Annotated in this window: 15 protein-coding genes; 13 read left to right on the top strand and 2 right to left on the bottom strand. The window is 41.1% G+C overall.

Features of this window, described 5'->3' with window-relative positions:
• Nucleotides 1–59: 59 nt before the first annotated feature.
• Complete coding sequence (locus IEU81_RS02835) at nucleotides 60–1,412, bottom strand: aspartate kinase (RefSeq protein WP_186090181.1); 1,353 nt, start codon at nucleotides 1,410–1,412, stop codon at nucleotides 60–62.
• A gap of 145 nt (nucleotides 1,413–1,557) precedes the next feature.
• On the opposite strand from IEU81_RS02835, the gene IEU81_RS02830 reads away from it, so the two are divergent.
• The 4 genes from IEU81_RS02830 (at nucleotide 1,558) to IEU81_RS02815 (ending at nucleotide 5,209) form a co-directional block, all read left to right on the top strand.
• Nucleotides 1,558–2,766, top strand: coding sequence for a homoserine dehydrogenase (locus IEU81_RS02830; RefSeq protein ID WP_186090179.1), 1,209 nt, complete (start codon nucleotides 1,558–1,560; stop codon nucleotides 2,764–2,766).
• A 2-nt stretch (nucleotides 2,767–2,768) separates the two neighbouring features.
• Complete coding sequence (gene thrC / locus IEU81_RS02825) at nucleotides 2,769–3,830, top strand: threonine synthase (RefSeq protein WP_186090178.1); 1,062 nt, start codon at nucleotides 2,769–2,771, stop codon at nucleotides 3,828–3,830.
• Between the two features lies 1 nt (nucleotide 3,831).
• Nucleotides 3,832–4,704, top strand: coding sequence for a homoserine kinase (gene thrB / locus IEU81_RS02820; RefSeq protein WP_186090176.1), 873 nt, complete (start codon nucleotides 3,832–3,834; stop codon nucleotides 4,702–4,704).
• 67 nt (nucleotides 4,705–4,771) lie between these two features.
• A complete protein-coding gene (locus IEU81_RS02815; RefSeq protein WP_092599741.1) occupies nucleotides 4,772–5,209 on the top strand; it encodes a DUF2188 domain-containing protein in 438 nt (145 codons plus the stop codon).
• Between the two features lie 58 nt (nucleotides 5,210–5,267).
• Here IEU81_RS02815 and IEU81_RS02810 read toward each other — a convergent pair whose 3' ends face one another.
• Nucleotides 5,268–6,275 (bottom strand): LLM class flavin-dependent oxidoreductase, encoded by a 1,008-nt coding sequence (locus IEU81_RS02810; RefSeq protein WP_186090175.1) that lies wholly within the window; start codon nucleotides 6,273–6,275, stop codon nucleotides 5,268–5,270.
• A 126-nt stretch (nucleotides 6,276–6,401) separates the two neighbouring features.
• Here IEU81_RS02810 and IEU81_RS02805 point away from each other — a divergent pair, with 126 nt between their 5' ends.
• The 9 genes from IEU81_RS02805 to mltG all read left to right on the top strand — a co-directional run bounded on the left by IEU81_RS02805 (nucleotide 6,402) and on the right by mltG (nucleotide 16,795).
• Entirely contained in the window at nucleotides 6,402–7,535 is a 1,134-nt protein-coding gene (locus IEU81_RS02805) for a cysteine desulfurase family protein (protein WP_186090174.1), read from the top strand.
• Between the two features lie 20 nt (nucleotides 7,536–7,555).
• Nucleotides 7,556–8,659 (top strand): tRNA 2-thiouridine(34) synthase MnmA, encoded by a 1,104-nt coding sequence (gene mnmA / locus IEU81_RS02800; protein WP_092599730.1) that lies wholly within the window; start codon nucleotides 7,556–7,558, stop codon nucleotides 8,657–8,659.
• Nucleotides 8,659–9,303 (top strand): tetratricopeptide repeat protein, encoded by a 645-nt coding sequence (locus tag IEU81_RS02795; protein WP_092599727.1) that lies wholly within the window; start codon nucleotides 8,659–8,661, stop codon nucleotides 9,301–9,303. Before mnmA ends, IEU81_RS02795 begins: the two co-directional genes overlap by 1 nt.
• Nucleotides 9,304–9,309: 6 nt before the next feature.
• The gene (recD2, locus tag IEU81_RS02790) at nucleotides 9,310–11,682 is read left to right on the top strand and encodes an SF1B family DNA helicase RecD2 (protein WP_186090172.1); all 2,373 of its coding nucleotides are present in this window, start codon (nucleotides 9,310–9,312) and stop codon (nucleotides 11,680–11,682) included.
• Nucleotides 11,683–11,923: 241 nt separating this feature from the next.
• On the top strand, nucleotides 11,924–14,554 hold the full coding sequence (gene alaS / locus IEU81_RS02785; protein WP_092594420.1) for an alanine--tRNA ligase: 2,631 nt from the start codon (nucleotides 11,924–11,926) through the stop codon (nucleotides 14,552–14,554).
• Between the two features lie 58 nt (nucleotides 14,555–14,612).
• Nucleotides 14,613–14,876: an IreB family regulatory phosphoprotein gene (locus tag IEU81_RS02780; protein ID WP_092594422.1), complete on the top strand. Its 264-nt coding sequence runs from the start codon at nucleotides 14,613–14,615 to the stop codon at nucleotides 14,874–14,876.
• Complete coding sequence (gene ruvX, locus IEU81_RS02775; protein ID WP_186090171.1) at nucleotides 14,869–15,321, top strand: Holliday junction resolvase RuvX; 453 nt, start codon at nucleotides 14,869–14,871, stop codon at nucleotides 15,319–15,321. The genes IEU81_RS02780 and ruvX overlap by 8 nt, the downstream gene beginning before the upstream one ends.
• A complete protein-coding gene (locus IEU81_RS02770; RefSeq protein ID WP_092594426.1) occupies nucleotides 15,302–15,607 on the top strand; it encodes a DUF1292 domain-containing protein in 306 nt (101 codons plus the stop codon). The genes ruvX and IEU81_RS02770 overlap by 20 nt, the downstream gene beginning before the upstream one ends.
• A 57-nt stretch (nucleotides 15,608–15,664) precedes the next feature.
• On the top strand, nucleotides 15,665–16,795 hold the full coding sequence (gene mltG / locus IEU81_RS02765; protein ID WP_092594428.1) for an endolytic transglycosylase MltG: 1,131 nt from the start codon (nucleotides 15,665–15,667) through the stop codon (nucleotides 16,793–16,795).
• Nucleotides 16,796–16,850: the final 55 nt, after the last annotated feature.

The following is a 16,850-nucleotide window of genomic DNA, read 5'->3' as shown; positions in this document are numbered from 1 at the left end:
AAAATTTATATACATATTCCATTATAGAGTTCAATCCGTCTATGTTAAAGCATAATTACTTAGAAAAACTGTTTAAATAAAGCTTTGATCGCAGGAACATGATCTTCAGTTTTAATTGCAAACATCATGCTGTACTCAGTTGAACCCTGATTCATCATTCTGATATTCACTTTTTCCTCAGCCAGTGCGCCTGTCACACGGCTGACGGTACCGACCTGGCGGGCCATACCGAGTCCAACTATAAAGAGCAGGCTTAAATCTTCTTCAACTTCAATCCATTCAGGCTGCAGCTGCGTGTTGATTTCTTCGATAATTTTATCGAGTGAATCATTATTGTCGAACTGGCTGCTGCGCATAATGATTGAAATATCATCGATTCCAGACGGCATATGCTCGTAAGAGATTCTGTAATCTTCAAGGATTTGAAGGATTCTGCGGGTAAAACCAATTTCTTTATTCAGTAAATATTTGTGGAGAGATATAGATGTAAAGCCTTCATCACAGCTGAAGCCGATGACCGGAACATTTGGATCGAGCGTTCTTTCAGGCACGATCTTAGTGCCTTCAATATGCGGTGCATTTGTATTCCTGATCATGACCGGAATTTTTTCCTGATATAAAGGTTCCAATGCTTCATCGTGGAAAATACCGAAACCGGCATATGCGAGTTCACGCATTTCACGGTAAGTAATTTCTTCAATTTTGTACGGGTCGTCAATGATGCCTGGATGAGCTGCGTATATATGGGATTCATCAGTATAATTTTCGTAAATATCTGCTTTAATCCCCCGTGCGATAATAGCACCGGTAATGTCGGAACCGCCGCGTGCAAAAGTGACGATATTGCCGTTTTCTGCAATGCCGTAAAATCCGGGAATAACGAGCACATCTTCAGTGTAGTCTTTCAGTTTATTGATTTCATCGTAGGATTCAGGGATTAACCGTGCATTTGCAGGTGTATCTGTGACAGTTATGCCGGCTTCTTTTGGCGATACATATTTTGCATGAATACCAAGTGTGTTGAGATAGTTGCTGATTAGGCGCGCGTTGAAATCTTCTCCGCGTGATTTTAGTGCATCGAGTAAGAGGGCCTGGTCATGTATCGTCTCTAGATAATTTCTTAAAATACTTTCGAAATCGTCGATGAGCGAATGATCGATAGACAAGTCTTCAATAATAGATGCGTAGCGTTTTAGTATGTCCGATAATATGTCTTCAGTACCGATATTCGACACTTTACTTTGCCATAGTGAAATAAGCATATCTGTTACTTTAATATCTTCATCATGCCGTTTGCCCGGTGCACTGACGATAATGGTTTTTATATCTTTATCATTTTTAACAATCGCCGACACCTTTTGAATTTGTGCCGCGTTAGACAGGGAACTTCCGCCAAATTTAGCTACTTTCATAATAAACACCTTTTTTTATATTATTTTTAAGGTTTCATAATACAGGAAAAGTTTAGAAAAGTGTAGAGTTTTCAGAATAATCTCTTGAAATTTTTTGCAAACCGCTCTAATATGAGTATTCATACTAACAATATTGGAGGTCACTATGAATAAAAAAATTGCTTTACTCGGTTTGGGCACAGTAGGTACAGGTGTCATTAATCTGCTGAGAGAAAACGAAGACTTGATACATTCATCATCAGGGGTGAACTTTACCATTACCCACATTCTGGTTTCAAACACCGAAAAAACCAGAAACGCTGATGTATCGGGCATTCGAGTGACCGATGATATAAATGAAATCCAAAATGCGGACATCGATCTTGCAGTTGAAGTGATGGGCGGTATTGACAGCACGAAGGATGTTATTCATTCATTTTTAAGCCGTGGTATTCCTGTCGTGACCGCAAATAAAGATATGCTGGCGATTCATATTGACGAGCTGGAAGGCACTGCACACAAACATCAGAGCCATTTGTATTATGAAGCAGCCGTCGCAGGAGGAATCCCGATTATCCACACGATGCAGCACAGTCTGAATGCAAATAAAATCAGTAAGGTTATGGGGATTTTAAACGGGACGACGAATTATATTTTATCGAAAATGACATTCGACGGATGGACTTATCAGGATGCTTTAAAAGAAGCACAGGCAATCGGTTATGCAGAAGCAGATCCGACTGCTGATGTCGAAGGAATCGATGCAGCCAGAAAAACACTGCTCTTAGCAAGACTAGCATTTAATAAAAAGTTTAAATTAGAAGATGTAGATTTAACAGGAATTTCAGCTGTAGATATTAAAGATATTAAATTAGCTGAAAATGCTGGTTTAACATTAAAACTGCTGGGTGTAGCTGAAGAAATAGAGAATAAATATCACCTGGCTGTTGAACCGATATTTGTCAGTACAAAACATCAGCTTGCAAACGTGCATTATGAAAAAAATGCTGTATTCGTTAACGGTAATATGATTAAAGAAGCGATGTTTTACGGTCCGGGAGCCGGCGGCTACGAAACAGCATCTGCGGTTGTCAGCGATATGATCAACAGCGTAACTGTAAAGTCAGAATGCAGTGTCCGCCCCGAAGAATACGGGTTGAAGACAGAAGAGAAAGCAGACAGCGCGTATTACATTCGCTTTAACGCACATTTAAGTGAAACAGAAGCGTATTTAGCATCGGAAGATATTCAATTTGATATTATTAGTACAGCTGAAACAGCAGTAAAAACAGTTAAAATCAATGAAGCAGAACTTAAAAATATTAAAGATGCACTTGCAGTTGAAGCAGTGTATAAAATAAATGGAGCTGAATAATAATGGCATGGCAGGGTGTTTTAGAAGAATATAAAGAGTATTTACCGGTGAATGACAATACACCAAATTTGACACTATACGAAGGAAATACGCCATTAATTAAACTTGAGAAGTTATCTGAAGAACTGGGCATCGAGCTGCATGCTAAATTTGAAGGGCTGAATCCCACAGGTTCATTTAAAGACCGGGGTATGGTGCTGGCTGTTGCAAAAGCAAAAGAAGAAGGGGCGCATACTGTAATTTGTGCGTCGACAGGAAATACATCTGCCGCAGCATCAGCCTATGCAGCACGTGCGGGGTTAAATTCAATCGTTGTACTGCCTGAAGGCAAAGTGGCACTTGGTAAAGTGACACAGGCCATGATGGCAGGGGCCAAAACAATTACAATTGACGGCAACTTTGACGATGCTTTGAAAATTGTCAGGAAAATTTCTGAAGACAGCGATGGTATTGAACTGGTTAACTCATTAAATCCTTACCGTATTGAATGTCAAAAAACAGCATCATTTGAAATAGTAGATACTTTAAATAAGGCGCCTGATTATTTATGTATTCCGGTCGGCAACGCAGCCAATATAGCTGCATACTGGAAAGGATTTAAAGAATACAATGAAAAAAAAGGTTCAGAGCTGCCTAAAATGTATGGATTTGAAGCAGAAGGTGCCGCGGCGATCGTCAAAGGAAAAGTGATCGAACAGCCGGAAACTGTAGGTACTGCTATCCGAATCGGCAATCCGGCCAGCTGGAAAAAAGCAGAAGCGGCTCGGGATGAGTCCGGCGGTATTATAGATTCAGTAACGGATGAAGAGATTTTATCAGCGTATAAAAAAGTGGCATCGACTGAAGGTGTCTTCTGTGAACCCGGTTCAGCAGCTTCACTGGCGGGTGTGATTAAATCAGTGGCAAATGGCAGCATTAAAAAAGGTGCAACAGTTGTTGCGGTATTAACGGGCAATGGTTTAAAAGACCCGGATACTGCAATGGAAGTTGCACTCGACCAGCCGAAGAAATTGCCGCTTGATGAGCAGGCGATTATCGATTATATCGAAAGTTTAGGACAGTAATATGGCAGATTTATCATTGAAAATACCAGCATCGAGTGCTAATTTTGGACTGGGCTTTGATTCTATCGGCGTCGCGGTAAATAAGTTCTTATACATTGATGCGAATTTAGCAGACACTTTTGAAGTGACGTTTAAAGATTTTTCTTTATCCGTTTTGCCGTCTGATGAATCAAATCTCGTTTTTAAAACGGCGAGGAGTATTGCAAAAAGATACGGTAAGGACTTGCCGCCAATGCATATTGAAATGCAGAGTGAAATTCCTCTATCTCACGGTCTCGGTTCGTCATCCAGTGCAATCGTTGCCGGTATTGAACTGGCTGATCATTTTCTGGATTTAAATTTAAGCGATTACGATAAAGTCCGGCTCGGCTGTATCATCGAAGGTCATCCGGATAATATCGGGCCGTGTATTACGGGCGGTGCATTTGTCGGATATTACGGCAATGGCGAGCTGCATTACTATCATTTAAACCTCGACGATATCGGTTTAATTGTCAGTGTTCCAGAATATGAAATCAATACCGAAGAAGCGAGAGATGTACTGCCAAATGCTTATACGAGGGACGAAGCAGTCTCTGAAAATGCTTTAGCTAATGTGATGATTTTAGCCTTGCAGAACAAAGACTATAAGCTGATGGGGGAACTCATGATGAAAGACAGTTTCCATGAACCGTACCGTCAGCCTTTAATTAAAGAATTTGATGAGATTAAAACGACAGCTCTAAGTGCAGGTGCAGTAGCTACGGTAATCAGCGGTGCAGGGCCGACGGTGCTGACACTCGCCGAAGAGTCTGAACTTGATTCCGTCCTGGAAAACTTAAAAATGATAGACAATGTCCATCATGAAATTGTCAGTGTATATACTAAATCTTGAGTTTAGCCGCACTTATAAAGGGAAAACAATTAAAGAATCATAATTTAAGCTGAAGAGGGCTGATAATATGGCTTGGAATATGCAGGATTATCCGGATTCTCTAAAAAACTTTGACGCATTGAAAAGAAAAAAGATGATCGATATTGCAAATGCGCTGCTGGACGGCGGATATAGTGAAGACCGGGCGATACCGATTGCCATTTCACAAGGTAAAGAATGGTACGAGTCTGCATCTGAAGAAGAATTGAAAGCATTTGATGAAGAAAAAAATCCGTCAAAAAATGATTCTCACGATACGAGTGATACAAATCCTGACCTTCTTGATGAAGATGTTGTTGTTTCATACGATGATGATAAAGAAGAATGGTCAGTAAAGTCTGTTAAAGCTGAACGCGCCGCAGGGACGTATAAATATAAAACCGATGCTTTAGAGCGTGCTGAAGAGATTGCTAATAACAAATCATCTTCTGTCATTGCCTATACAAAAGACGGAAAAAAAGAATAATCAGCAACAATCACCCGGCTGTTTCTCAATAGAGACGAAAGCCGGGTGATTTTAATTTCTAGCTATTCTGTTCATTATATTCTTTCACAGCGTCTTCAAATAAATCATAAGACTTTAATAGAGCATCCATATCGTAAATATAAGCAGCAGCAATAATTTCGTCGACATCAAATGCTGTCTGGAAGTCCCGAAGATGTTTGACTGCATCGTCTTTTGTTCCTAAGAACTGCAGCGGGAACTGACTGTGAATGGCATTTTTTTCACGTGGTGACCAGATGCCCTCCATGGAATCAATAGGCGGCTGCAGCAGCTGGCGATTATTTCTGAACATGCCGAGAATATTTTGATAGTGTGTTGTTGCAATATATTCTGCTTGTTCTTTAGTGTCAGCGAGGATTACGTTATTAGACACCATTTTATATGGGTGTTGCAGCTGTTTACTGGGTTTAAAGTCAGCTTCATAGATCGTAAAAGCATCTTTCATTTGAGCCGGTGCAAAGTGGGCAGCAAATGCATAGGGCAGCCCCAGCTTTGCCGCAATATGAGCTGAATCCGTAGATGAGCCGAGTACGTATAGCGGGATATGGGTGTTATTGCCGGGATATGCGATGAGAGAAGTGCCTGAATTTGATAAATATCTCTGCAGCTCCTCGATTTCATCACTGAAAGAAAAAACACCGTCGTGGTTATTGCGGCGAATGGCACTGGCCGTCATCATATCTGTACCCGGTGCACGCCCCAGACCGAGATCGAGACGGTCGCCGAAAATAGCATGTAAAGTGCCAAACTCTTCTGCAACGATGTAAGGCGAATGATTGGGCAGCATCACACCGCCGCTGCCGGCACGTATATGTTCAGTGTTTTGTAAAATATGCTGAATCAGCTGGCGTGTTGCGCTGGATGCGATTGATACCATGTTATGGTGTTCAGAAATCCAGTACCTCTGATAAGATGTGCCGTCGACATGTTTTGCAAGTGTGATCATATCTTTAAAAGCACCAGTTGCATCAGAGCCTTCTCTGACAGGCACTAAATTAAGCACTGATATATTTAATTGTTTTGCCATCTTGAAACCTCCATGAATTTTATTTATCATATAGTATTCTCTAATACTCAAACAGAAAAGTATAAATATCTGCCTGAACGTGGTAAAATCTATAAGAATTAAAAGTAGATGATGGGTAGGGATAACATGTCAATATATGTGGATTACGCAGCCACGACACCTGTAGATAAGGAAATATTAAAAAGTATGCTCGACAATGCTGATAAATTCGGCAATCCGTCAAGCATTCACAGAATCGGTAAAGAAGGTAAGGCATTTTATGAGAAATCACGCAAAAATGCAGCTGAGCTGATTGAGGCAAAGCCGGATGAAATAGTGTTCACAGGCAGCGCCACTGAAGCGAATAATATGGTCATCCGCGGTATTGTGTCTTATTATGAGAGACCGCATATTATTACGACGTCTGTTGAACATGCTTCTGTAAAAGAAACTTATCAGGCGATGGAAGACTATGCAGACGTGACATATTTAGATGTTAATGAGCATGGACAAATCAGCATAGAAGATCTTCAAGATGCTTTGAGTGAAAGAACGAAACTTGTTTCGATTATTATGGTTAATAATGAAACAGGCACAATTCAGCCGATGGAAGAAATAAGAAAAGCAGTCTCTGAAAGTAATGCACTCCTTCATGTCGATGCTGTCCAAGCATTCCGGCAGCTTAAAATCAGCACTAAGTCACTCGGCTGTGACTTTCTGACTTTAAGCGGCCATAAGCTTCATGCACCTAAAGGAATCGGTTTATTATTTATCAAACAGAATACCCATCTGAATCGAATAATGACCGGAGGTTCCCAGGAAAAAGAACGCCGTGCGGGAACAGAGAACACACTTTATGCCCACGCTATGAGTCTGGCGATGACTCAGGCAGAAGAGAAGCGGGAAGAAAATACAAAAGTGCTTAAAGCATTGAAAGAAAAATTAATCAGTGAATTACAAACACAGGAAGTGCCGTTTGAAATTAATGGCAGCACTGCTTTTCAGACGAATCACATCGTTAATCTGTACTTCCCGTGGACGACATCGGAATATTTGCTGACAGCTATGGATATGGCAGGAATATACGCTTCGGGCGGTTCTGCCTGCAACGCAGGGACTGTAGTGCCGTCGCATGTCATACAGGCGATGTACTCTGAAGACAGAGCGAGACGCTCCATACGATTCAGTTTCTCTAAAGAACTGACTGAAGACGATATGACATTTATTGCAGAAAAGCTTAAAAGTATATATACAAAATTAAAAGACCAAGGATTTATTTAATTAAGAGAGGAAGATTTATAATGACGAATAAAGATACGACAGTAGTCGTTGGGATGAGCGGAGGCGTTGATTCCTCAGTGACTGCGAAACTGCTGCTCGATCAGGGCTACAATGTCGTTGGTATATTTATGAAAAACTGGGATGATACAGATGAATTTGGAGTATGTACTGCAACTGAAGATTACGAAGATGTGAGACTGGTCGCAGAAGAAATCGGCATTCCTTATTATTCTGTAAACTTTGAAAAAGAGTATCATGACCGTGTGTTCCAATATTTTCTCGATGAGTATAAAAAAGGGCGGACACCGAACCCTGACGTAATGTGCAACAAGGAAATTAAATTTAAAGCATTTTTAGACCATGCAATGAAACTTGGAGCGGACTACGTGGCAACAGGACATTATGCCCGTGTAACTCACGACGGTGAGAATGTAGAAATGCTCCGCGGTGTCGATAACAACAAGGATCAGACTTACTTTTTAAACCAGCTGACTAAAGAACAGTTATCAAGAGTTTTATTCCCGCTCGGACATTTAGAAAAGCCTGAAGTGCGTGAATTGGCTCATAAATACGATTTAGCAACAAAAGATAAAAAAGATTCTACGGGAATTTGCTTTATCGGCGAAAGGGACTTTAAAACATTCCTCAGCACTTATCTTCCTGCCAATCCAGGCCGTATGATCAACATGGAAACAGGGGAAGACAAAGGCGCGCATGACGGTCTGATGTATTACACAATCGGACAGCGCCAGGGTCTTGGAATCGGCGGGGACGGCGGTCCTTATTTCGTTGCAGGTAAAAACCTGGAAACGAATGAGCTGTACGTCGTACAAGGGGATAACCACGAAGCGCTGCTGTCTACGAGTCTTCTTGCCAGCGAAGTGAATTTTATCAATCCTATGCCTGAAACATTTGAATGTACTGCTAAATTCAGATACCGTCAAAAAGATGTGCCGGTTACTGTGAAAGTCACTGGCGACGACCAGCTTGAAATTTCATATGACAGCGCGAGTGCAGTCACTCCGGGACAAGCAGTTGTCCTCTACGATGGCGACCGGGTCATCGGCGGTGCAACAATCGATACTGTATTAAGAAATAACGAAGTGCTGGAGTACTTAGCCTAATGTTTTCATATCAAAAGTATATTGAAAATAAAGACTATGAAAAAGCGCTGGAATTAATTTTTAAAACGATTGATGAAAACCCTGACGATGAAACGCATTATATTAATGGTGCGGTCGTCTTAAGCACAATTGGCAAAGTGGAAGAAGCTGAACGCTTCCTGCAGCAGGCGCTCGTACTTGAACCGAACAGTTTCAGTGCCTGCTATACTCTTGCCAACTTATATTTTAATGCAGAACGTTATAAAGAAGCTTTGACATTGTACTTAAATGTATACGATAAGCATCATGAAGACGGGGATTTAAATATGATGATTGCCCGTTCTTATCATAACAGCGGCGACTTTTTAATGAGTATTCCATTTTTTGAAACTGCACATAACAGCCGTCCGGAAGATACGGATATCAGTTTTCTCTACGGCTTAACACTGTGTCAGCTGGAACAGTATGAACCGGCTGTCAAGCTTTTGAAATCAGTAACAGAAAAGACAGATCACGCAGATGCAGAATACAATCTTGGCCTAGCTGTTTATATGAAAAATGAGGATGTTCAGTCGGCACGTGAACACTTTAGAAAAGCAGCAGCGATACAGCCCGACCATCATTTAGCCCATCATGCACTAAAAAAATTTGAAGAGCTGGAGTAGATCAATATGGCACATGATGCACAGACATCTATATATGATGAACTTTATATAATTGGCGATGTAGACCGTGTTATCTTCATGAGTGAAGATACGCGGTTTCATGTGCTTCGTGTTACTGTGGAGAAAACGAATACCCAGTTTAAAGAAGATGCGATTGTTACCGGTCATTTTCATGATATTGAAGAATCTGAACGCTATAAATTTACGGGCAAAGTGACTCAGCATGCACGTTTTGGCGAGCAATTCAGTGCATCTGAATTTAAAAAAGAAATACCGAATACGAGCCAGGGGCTCGTACAGTATTTCTCCAGCGATAAATTTCCGGGTATCGGCACGAAAACAGCTGAAAAGATCGTCGAGGCGCTCGGCCTGGATGCTTTAAGTAAAATTACTAAGGATGATAATGCTTTAAATGACGTAAGCGGTTTAACTAAAGCAAAAAAACTGCAGATAACTGAAACAGTCCGCAGTTCCAATGCCGCAGACGAAGCATATCTACTAATGATTAAATTAAATATTGAACCGTCAAAACGGTCAAAAATTATCGATACATATAAAGAAGATACGCTGAATGTACTTCAAAATCATCCTTACCAGCTGGTCAGTGATATTTTTGGCATCGGCTTTAAGAAAGCGGATCAGATTGCCATTAATGCCGGTATTGAACCAAGCGATCCGGAACGGCTCGTTGCGGGTGTCATGTATACGCTGAATGACGAAATTTCCAGTATCGGCCACACTTATATTATGTACATGGAACTACAGGATAAAACGCTGGAACGTTTAAATAATGCCGCCGAGTATTTTAGTCAGGAAGATGTATCAGTGGCTGTTGAACAGCTGGCCTTAAATAAAAAGCTGATTATTACTGAAGACCGGGTCACTTTGCCGAATATCTATTACTCAGAACATAAATCGGCAGAAAAACTGAGTCATATTCTAAGGGATAATCCAGATGAAATTGATCTGGATAAGGCAAAAGATGTAATCCAATCGATCGAAAAGTCTTTAAGTATCGGCTATAACGATAATCAGCGCCATGCAATATTAAATGCACTGACAGAAAAAGTATCGATAATTACCGGCGGGCCGGGAACTGGGAAAACAACAATCGTTAAAGGAATTATTACTTTATATCAGGAAATTTTTGAATATGAGGACTATGATTCTTACGAACCGAAAAATTATCCAATTAAACTCGTAGCGCCGACCGGACGTGCATCGAAGCGGATGGCAGATACGTCAGGTATTGAAGCAAGTACGATACACAGATTGATTGGCTGGGGTCAGGATACAGCAGTTGATGATATTATCGATAACGAGATTGAAGCGGAACTCATTATCGTCGACGAGATGTCAATGGTCGACACATGGCTGTTTTATCAGTTCATGCAAAATGTGATGCCGCATACTAAGCTTGTCTTCGTCGGTGACAGTGCCCAGCTGCCCTCCGTCGGACCAGGGACAGTCTTCAAAGATTTAATTGGTTCAGGTGTTATCAAAACAACTATTTTAGACACTGTTTACCGTCAGGGTGAAGGCTCATCAATCGTTAAGCTCGCTTACGATATCGATAACGGAGTACCCATGAATATAAACGACAAGTTTAAAGACAGGCTGTTTATCCCTGCGGGGACTAATCAAATTGCAGAAGTCGTTGATACACTCGTTTCAAAAGCAGTGGACAAAGGTTACGATATGCGGGATATTCAAGTGCTTGCACCGATCTACAGAGGACCTGCGGGAATTAATAACTTAAATCAGCTACTGCAGCGGATTTTAAATCCAGAAGCAGATGGTAAAAAAGAGATAGAATTTGGCGATAAAGTATATCGTACAGATGATAAGGTCATCCAGCTGATTAACCGGACGGAAGATAATATTTTTAATGGAGATTCAGGTATTATCGATAATATTTATTTTAAAGATACAGATGACGTCGATAAGGATACACTGATTGTCGATTATGACAATGTAAAAATTGCCTATGAAAGAAGCGATTTGACTGAACTTTCCCATGCGTATTGTACGAGTATCCATAAGGCTCAGGGCAGCGAGTACCCGATTGTAATTATGCCGATTGTTTCAAGCTACTATCATATGCTGATGAAAAATATTGTGTATACAGGAATTACCCGAGCTAAAGAATCGCTCATCATTTGCGGCGACGAAAATGCATTCTACAGTGCGATTAAACGAGAAGGTATTCCGAGAAACACGATGCTGCAGCAGTTTTTACAAAAATACTGCCAAGTCTACGAAACAGAACCAGCAGAACTGCCCGATTATCTGACAGAAGAAATGATAGAAAATATGACAGTGGATCCGATGATTGGTATGGATACAGTTACACCTTACGAATTTGTTGACACCCGATGATTAAAAAATTATAATTGGAATGAATTCAAGCTGAAATTTTGAATGTGCAGATAATAAATTTAAGAGACATTGTGGCTGGTGAAAACAATGATTATCTGTTCATGTGCTGCTTTTCAGTCAGGTGAAAATATACTAAAGTGATGACTTTGTCATAATTTGGGTGGTACCGCGGTAGCAATCGTCCCTTTGTTAAGGGGCGGTTTTTTTGTATTATTTTATATAAATTACAGGAGTGATGATAATGAAAAAATTAACTGGTAATGAAATACGTCAAATGTTTTTAGATTATTTTAAAGCGCATGATCACATGGTTGAACCGAGTGCGCCCCTCGTGCCGATCGATGACGATTCACTGCTTTGGATCAATTCAGGTGTAGCTACATTAAAAAAATATTTTGACGGCCGGGTCGTCCCTGAAAATCCGCGTATAGTCAATGCACAAAAAGCCATTCGCACTAACGATATTGAAAATGTCGGATTTACAGCACGTCACCATACATTCTTTGAAATGCTCGGAAACTTTTCTATCGGCAATTATTTTAAAGAAGAGGCAATTATCCGCGCCTGGGAATTTTTAACGGATGATCAATGGATAGGTTTTGATAAGGACCTGCTCTATGTCACTGTTCATCCTGAAGATAATGACGCGCTAAATATTTGGAAAGATGTTATCGGACTCGATGAATCACGCATTATTAGAATCGAAGGTAACTTCTGGGATATCGGTGAAGGACCATGCGGGCCAAACAGTGAGATATTTTACGACCGGGGTGAGGCATACGATACCGTAACACCGGCTGAAGAAATGTATCCGGGCGGAGAAAACGAACGCTATCTTGAAATTTGGAATCTGGTATTCAGTGAATTCAACCATAATAAGGACGGCAGCTACACACCCCTCCCCAAACAGAACATTGATACCGGCATGGGTCTTGAAAGAATAACGAGCGTCATCCAGGATGCGAAGACGAACTTCGATACGGATTTATTTACGCCGATTATAAGAGAAATTGAAACAGTCAGCGGACAAAAATATGGCGTATCAGATGCACTGGATACTGCATTTAAAGTTATCTCAGACCATATCAGAACCGTATCATTTGCAATAGCTGACGGCGCGCTGCCGTCAAATGAAGGACGGGGTTATGTTCTCCGCAGATTAATCCGCCGTGCCGTGCGTTTCAGCAAGGATTTAAATATTAAGGAAGCATTCATGTACCGCCTGGTCGATGTAGTTGCTGAAGTGATGGGCGGATTTTATCCGAATGTGAAAGAGAAAACATCATTCATTAAAGACGTCGTGAAAGGTGAAGAAGAACGATTCCTGACAACGCTGGACGATGGGATTAAAATCTATCAGGGGTTGCGTGATCAAGCGGCTGCCGGAGATAAAATAATTTCAGGTAAAGATGCTTTTAAACTGTACGACACTTATGGTTTTCCTTATGAATTGACAGTTGAATATGCTGCACTTGACGGGCTGACTGTAGATGAGTCGGCTTTTAACGAAGAAATGACAGCACAGAAACAGCGTGCCAGAGATGCAAGGAAATCTGGGGACTCCATGCAGGTTCAGTCTGAAACCTTCCACAGTATTACAGAACCGAGTGTCTTTACGGGTTACGAGAATACAGAGGGTGACAGTGAATTGCGCTTTATAGTGTCAGATGATGAAATCGTTCAGGAGTACAGCGGTGAAAATCCGGCTGAAGTTATCTTTAAAGAAACACCTTTCTATGCAGAGAGCGGCGGACAAATTGCAGATACAGGCATCATTTCAAATGCTCATGGAACAGCAGAAGTGGATTATGTTTATAAAGCGCCGAATGGTCAAAATGTTCACGTTATCCGTGTCATTGAGGGTGTAATTCAGAGCGGAGAAAGCTACACTCTTAAAGTGAATAGTGAAAAACGCCGTTTTGTTATGAAAAACCACACTGCAACTCACCTGATGCACCAGGCATTAAAAGATGTTATCGGTGAACATGCCAATCAGGCAGGTTCACTAGTACAGGCAGAACGTCTGCGTTTTGACTTCTCGCATTTAGAGTCATTAACTAATGATGAGTTGACAGAAATTGAAAACATCGTAAACGAAAAAATTTATGCGGGACTGAATGTAACAATCGAGGAAATGCCAATTGATCAAGCGAAAGAAAAAGGGGCAATGGCACTCTTTGGAGAAAAATACGGCGACATTGTTCGCGTCGTCGATATCGATCAGTATTCCGTAGAACTGTGCGGAGGTATACACGTGAGAAATACGTCGGATATCGGACTCTTTAAGATCGTTTCTGAAAATGGTATCGGTGCAGGTATACGCCGCATCGAAGCAGTAACCAGCAAATATGCTGCGGACCTGTACAAAGAGAGTGAACTGGCACTTGAAAATATTGCAGGCAAAGTTAAAGCTAAAATCAGCAATGTTGAACATAAAGTTGATCAGCTGCTCGAAGATAAAAAAGCATTGCAGCACGATTACGACAAGTTGAAAAAAGAACTGCAGCAATCACAGCTCAATGATTTAAGTGATGCGACAACTGAAGTGAACGGCGTACAGGTGATTAGAAAAGAAGTAGAGGCAGAAGACGGCAAAGATCTGCGTGCACAAATGGACTTAATTAAATCACAAAATCAAGATTCAATTGTAGCGCTTGCCGCTGTAACAGGGGATAAGGTTTCTCTGGTCGTCACAGTGCCAAAAGCGTTGACAGATAAAGTGCGTGCCGGAGATATTATGAAAGGCATGGCGAATATTGTCGGCGGTAAAGGCGGCGGCAGACCGGATATGGCCCAGGGCGGCGGAACAAATATCGAGAGTATAACAGCAGCATTACAATTTGTTGACGAATATATTAAAGATTTTCTTTAGTATTTTTAAAATGTTATAATTGATTATAAATACAGAAGTAGGAATAGGAGTGCTTTTTGTGGACCAGTTCGATAAAACAATGAAGTTCAGTGTTGATGAACGGAAGGAAGAAAACGTAAAAGCAGTGCTCACAAATGTCTATAAAACGCTGGAAGAGCGCGGTTATAATCCTGTTAACCAGATTGTCGGATATCTTCAAAGCGGAGATCCCGCATACATTCCGCGCCATAACGAAGCACGGAATCAGATTCGCCATGTCGAACGTGACGAGATTATGGAAGTCCTGGTTAAAAACTATGTAACAAAAGAGATAAATGGTTAGAATTCTCGGGCTGGATGTAGGAACTAAAACGATAGGTGTAGCTTTAAGCGATGCACTCGGATGGACAGCTCAAGGACTGACAACGCTTAAAATAAATACACCGCAAGGTGATTACGGCATCGATCAGGTTGTAGAAATTGCAAGAGCAAATGATGTGGACACAATCGTCGTCGGACTGCCTAAAAATATGAACAACTCCATCGGTGAAAGCGGTGAGAGATCTCAGTATTTTGCCAAATTACTTGCGCTTGAACTCACAGATGTTAAAATTACTCTGTGGGATGAGCGTCTGAGTACAGTTGCAGCGGAAAGATCGCTGCTGGAAGCTGATTTATCACGCAAGAAACGAAAAGCAGTCATCGACAAGATGGCAGCGGTATTTATATTACAGGGGTACTTGGATAACCCCACAAAGGAGCATAACAATGAGCGAAGAAAACACTGAATTTAACAAAGAAGAAGAACTGCTGACACTTTATGATGAGGATGGTTCTGAAGTACTTTATCGTAAGATGCTGGAGTTTTACCACCCGGATTTCGATAAAAACTACGTCATCTTAGCAGAAGAAGGAAACTTCAGTGATGATGAAGAAGATATAGAACTGATTCCGATGATTAACGTTCCTGACGAAGACGGTGACGGCGGTAAATTCTTACCGGTTGAAACAGATGATGAATGGGACATGATTGAAGAAGTAGTTAACACACAAATGGATGACTACGACGAGTAAAAATACTTGAGCTTCCAATTTTATATTGGAAGCTATTTTTTCAGATAGGAGAAACATATGAGTAAATACGACGACGTCAGATTTTCTAAAAATGTCTCATCGTACCTGACTCTGTTTATCGTCCTGGCTTTGGTTATTGTTCTAATTATTGGTATTATATCTGCTTTTTTGTACATAAGAAGCGGATTGCAGCCGGTGGACGAAGATTCTACAGAAACAGTTGAGCTGTCGATCGACCAGGGTTATTCTGCAGGTGATATCGGAGATATTCTTGAAGAAGAAGGCATAGTAAAAAATGGTACGATGTTTGAATTATATTTACGTTTAAACAGTATTTCCAGTTATCAGGCGGGTACTTATCAGATGTCACCGGCAATGGACTTTGAACAGATTGCCAGAACGCTTGAATCGGGAACTGTATATCAGGAAGTCCTTCACCGTGTAACGGTGCCGGAAGGCTATACTGTGGAAGAAATCGGCCTGCAGCTTGAAAACAATCTGCCGGTTTCAGCAGATGATTTCATGGCATTAATGGACGATGATGAATTTATTAAAGAACTGATCAGCGAATATCCTGAGATGCTGACTGATGAAATATTAGCAGAAGATATCAAATATCCGCTGGAAGGTTATTTATATCCAGCAACGTATGACATTACGACAGAAGAACCTGATTTAAAACAGCTGATCAGAGATATGCTGAATGCGACCGAAGCAAACAGTTACAGCCTGTTTACGTCAGTGCCTGAGTACGCAATTGATTATGAAGGTGAAAACAGAGCATTGACTTTCCATGAATTCTTAACGTTCTCTTCTCTAATAGAAGAAGAGGCGACATCTCTGGCAGACCGTTCACGCATTGCGAGTGTGTTTTTAAATCGCATGTCTGTCAACCCGGCCATGCCTCTGCAGACAGACCCGACAGTGCTTTATGCACTCGGTCAGCACCAGGATGTTGTCTTATATGAGGACTTGGAAGTAGAAGACCCGTACAACACATATCTGCACAGCGGATTAACACCGGGACCGATTGCGGCACCGGGTCAGGAATCGCTGCAGAGTACGATGAATCCATCAGATACGAATTACTATTACTTCCTAGCTGACAGTGAAGGGAATAACCACTTTGCTGAAACTTATGAGGAACATCTCGCTAACAGAGAAGAATATATAGACAGCCAGCAATAAGCACTTTTCAAAAGTGCTTGAATATGGTACTATCTTTTGTAATGGACTAACAACT

Origin of the sequence: Jeotgalicoccus aerolatus (assembly GCF_014635205.1) — a bacterium.
Lineage (GTDB): Bacteria > Bacillota > Bacilli > Staphylococcales > Salinicoccaceae > Jeotgalicoccus > Jeotgalicoccus aerolatus.
This window is presented reverse-complemented; position numbering and strand designations above follow the sequence as displayed.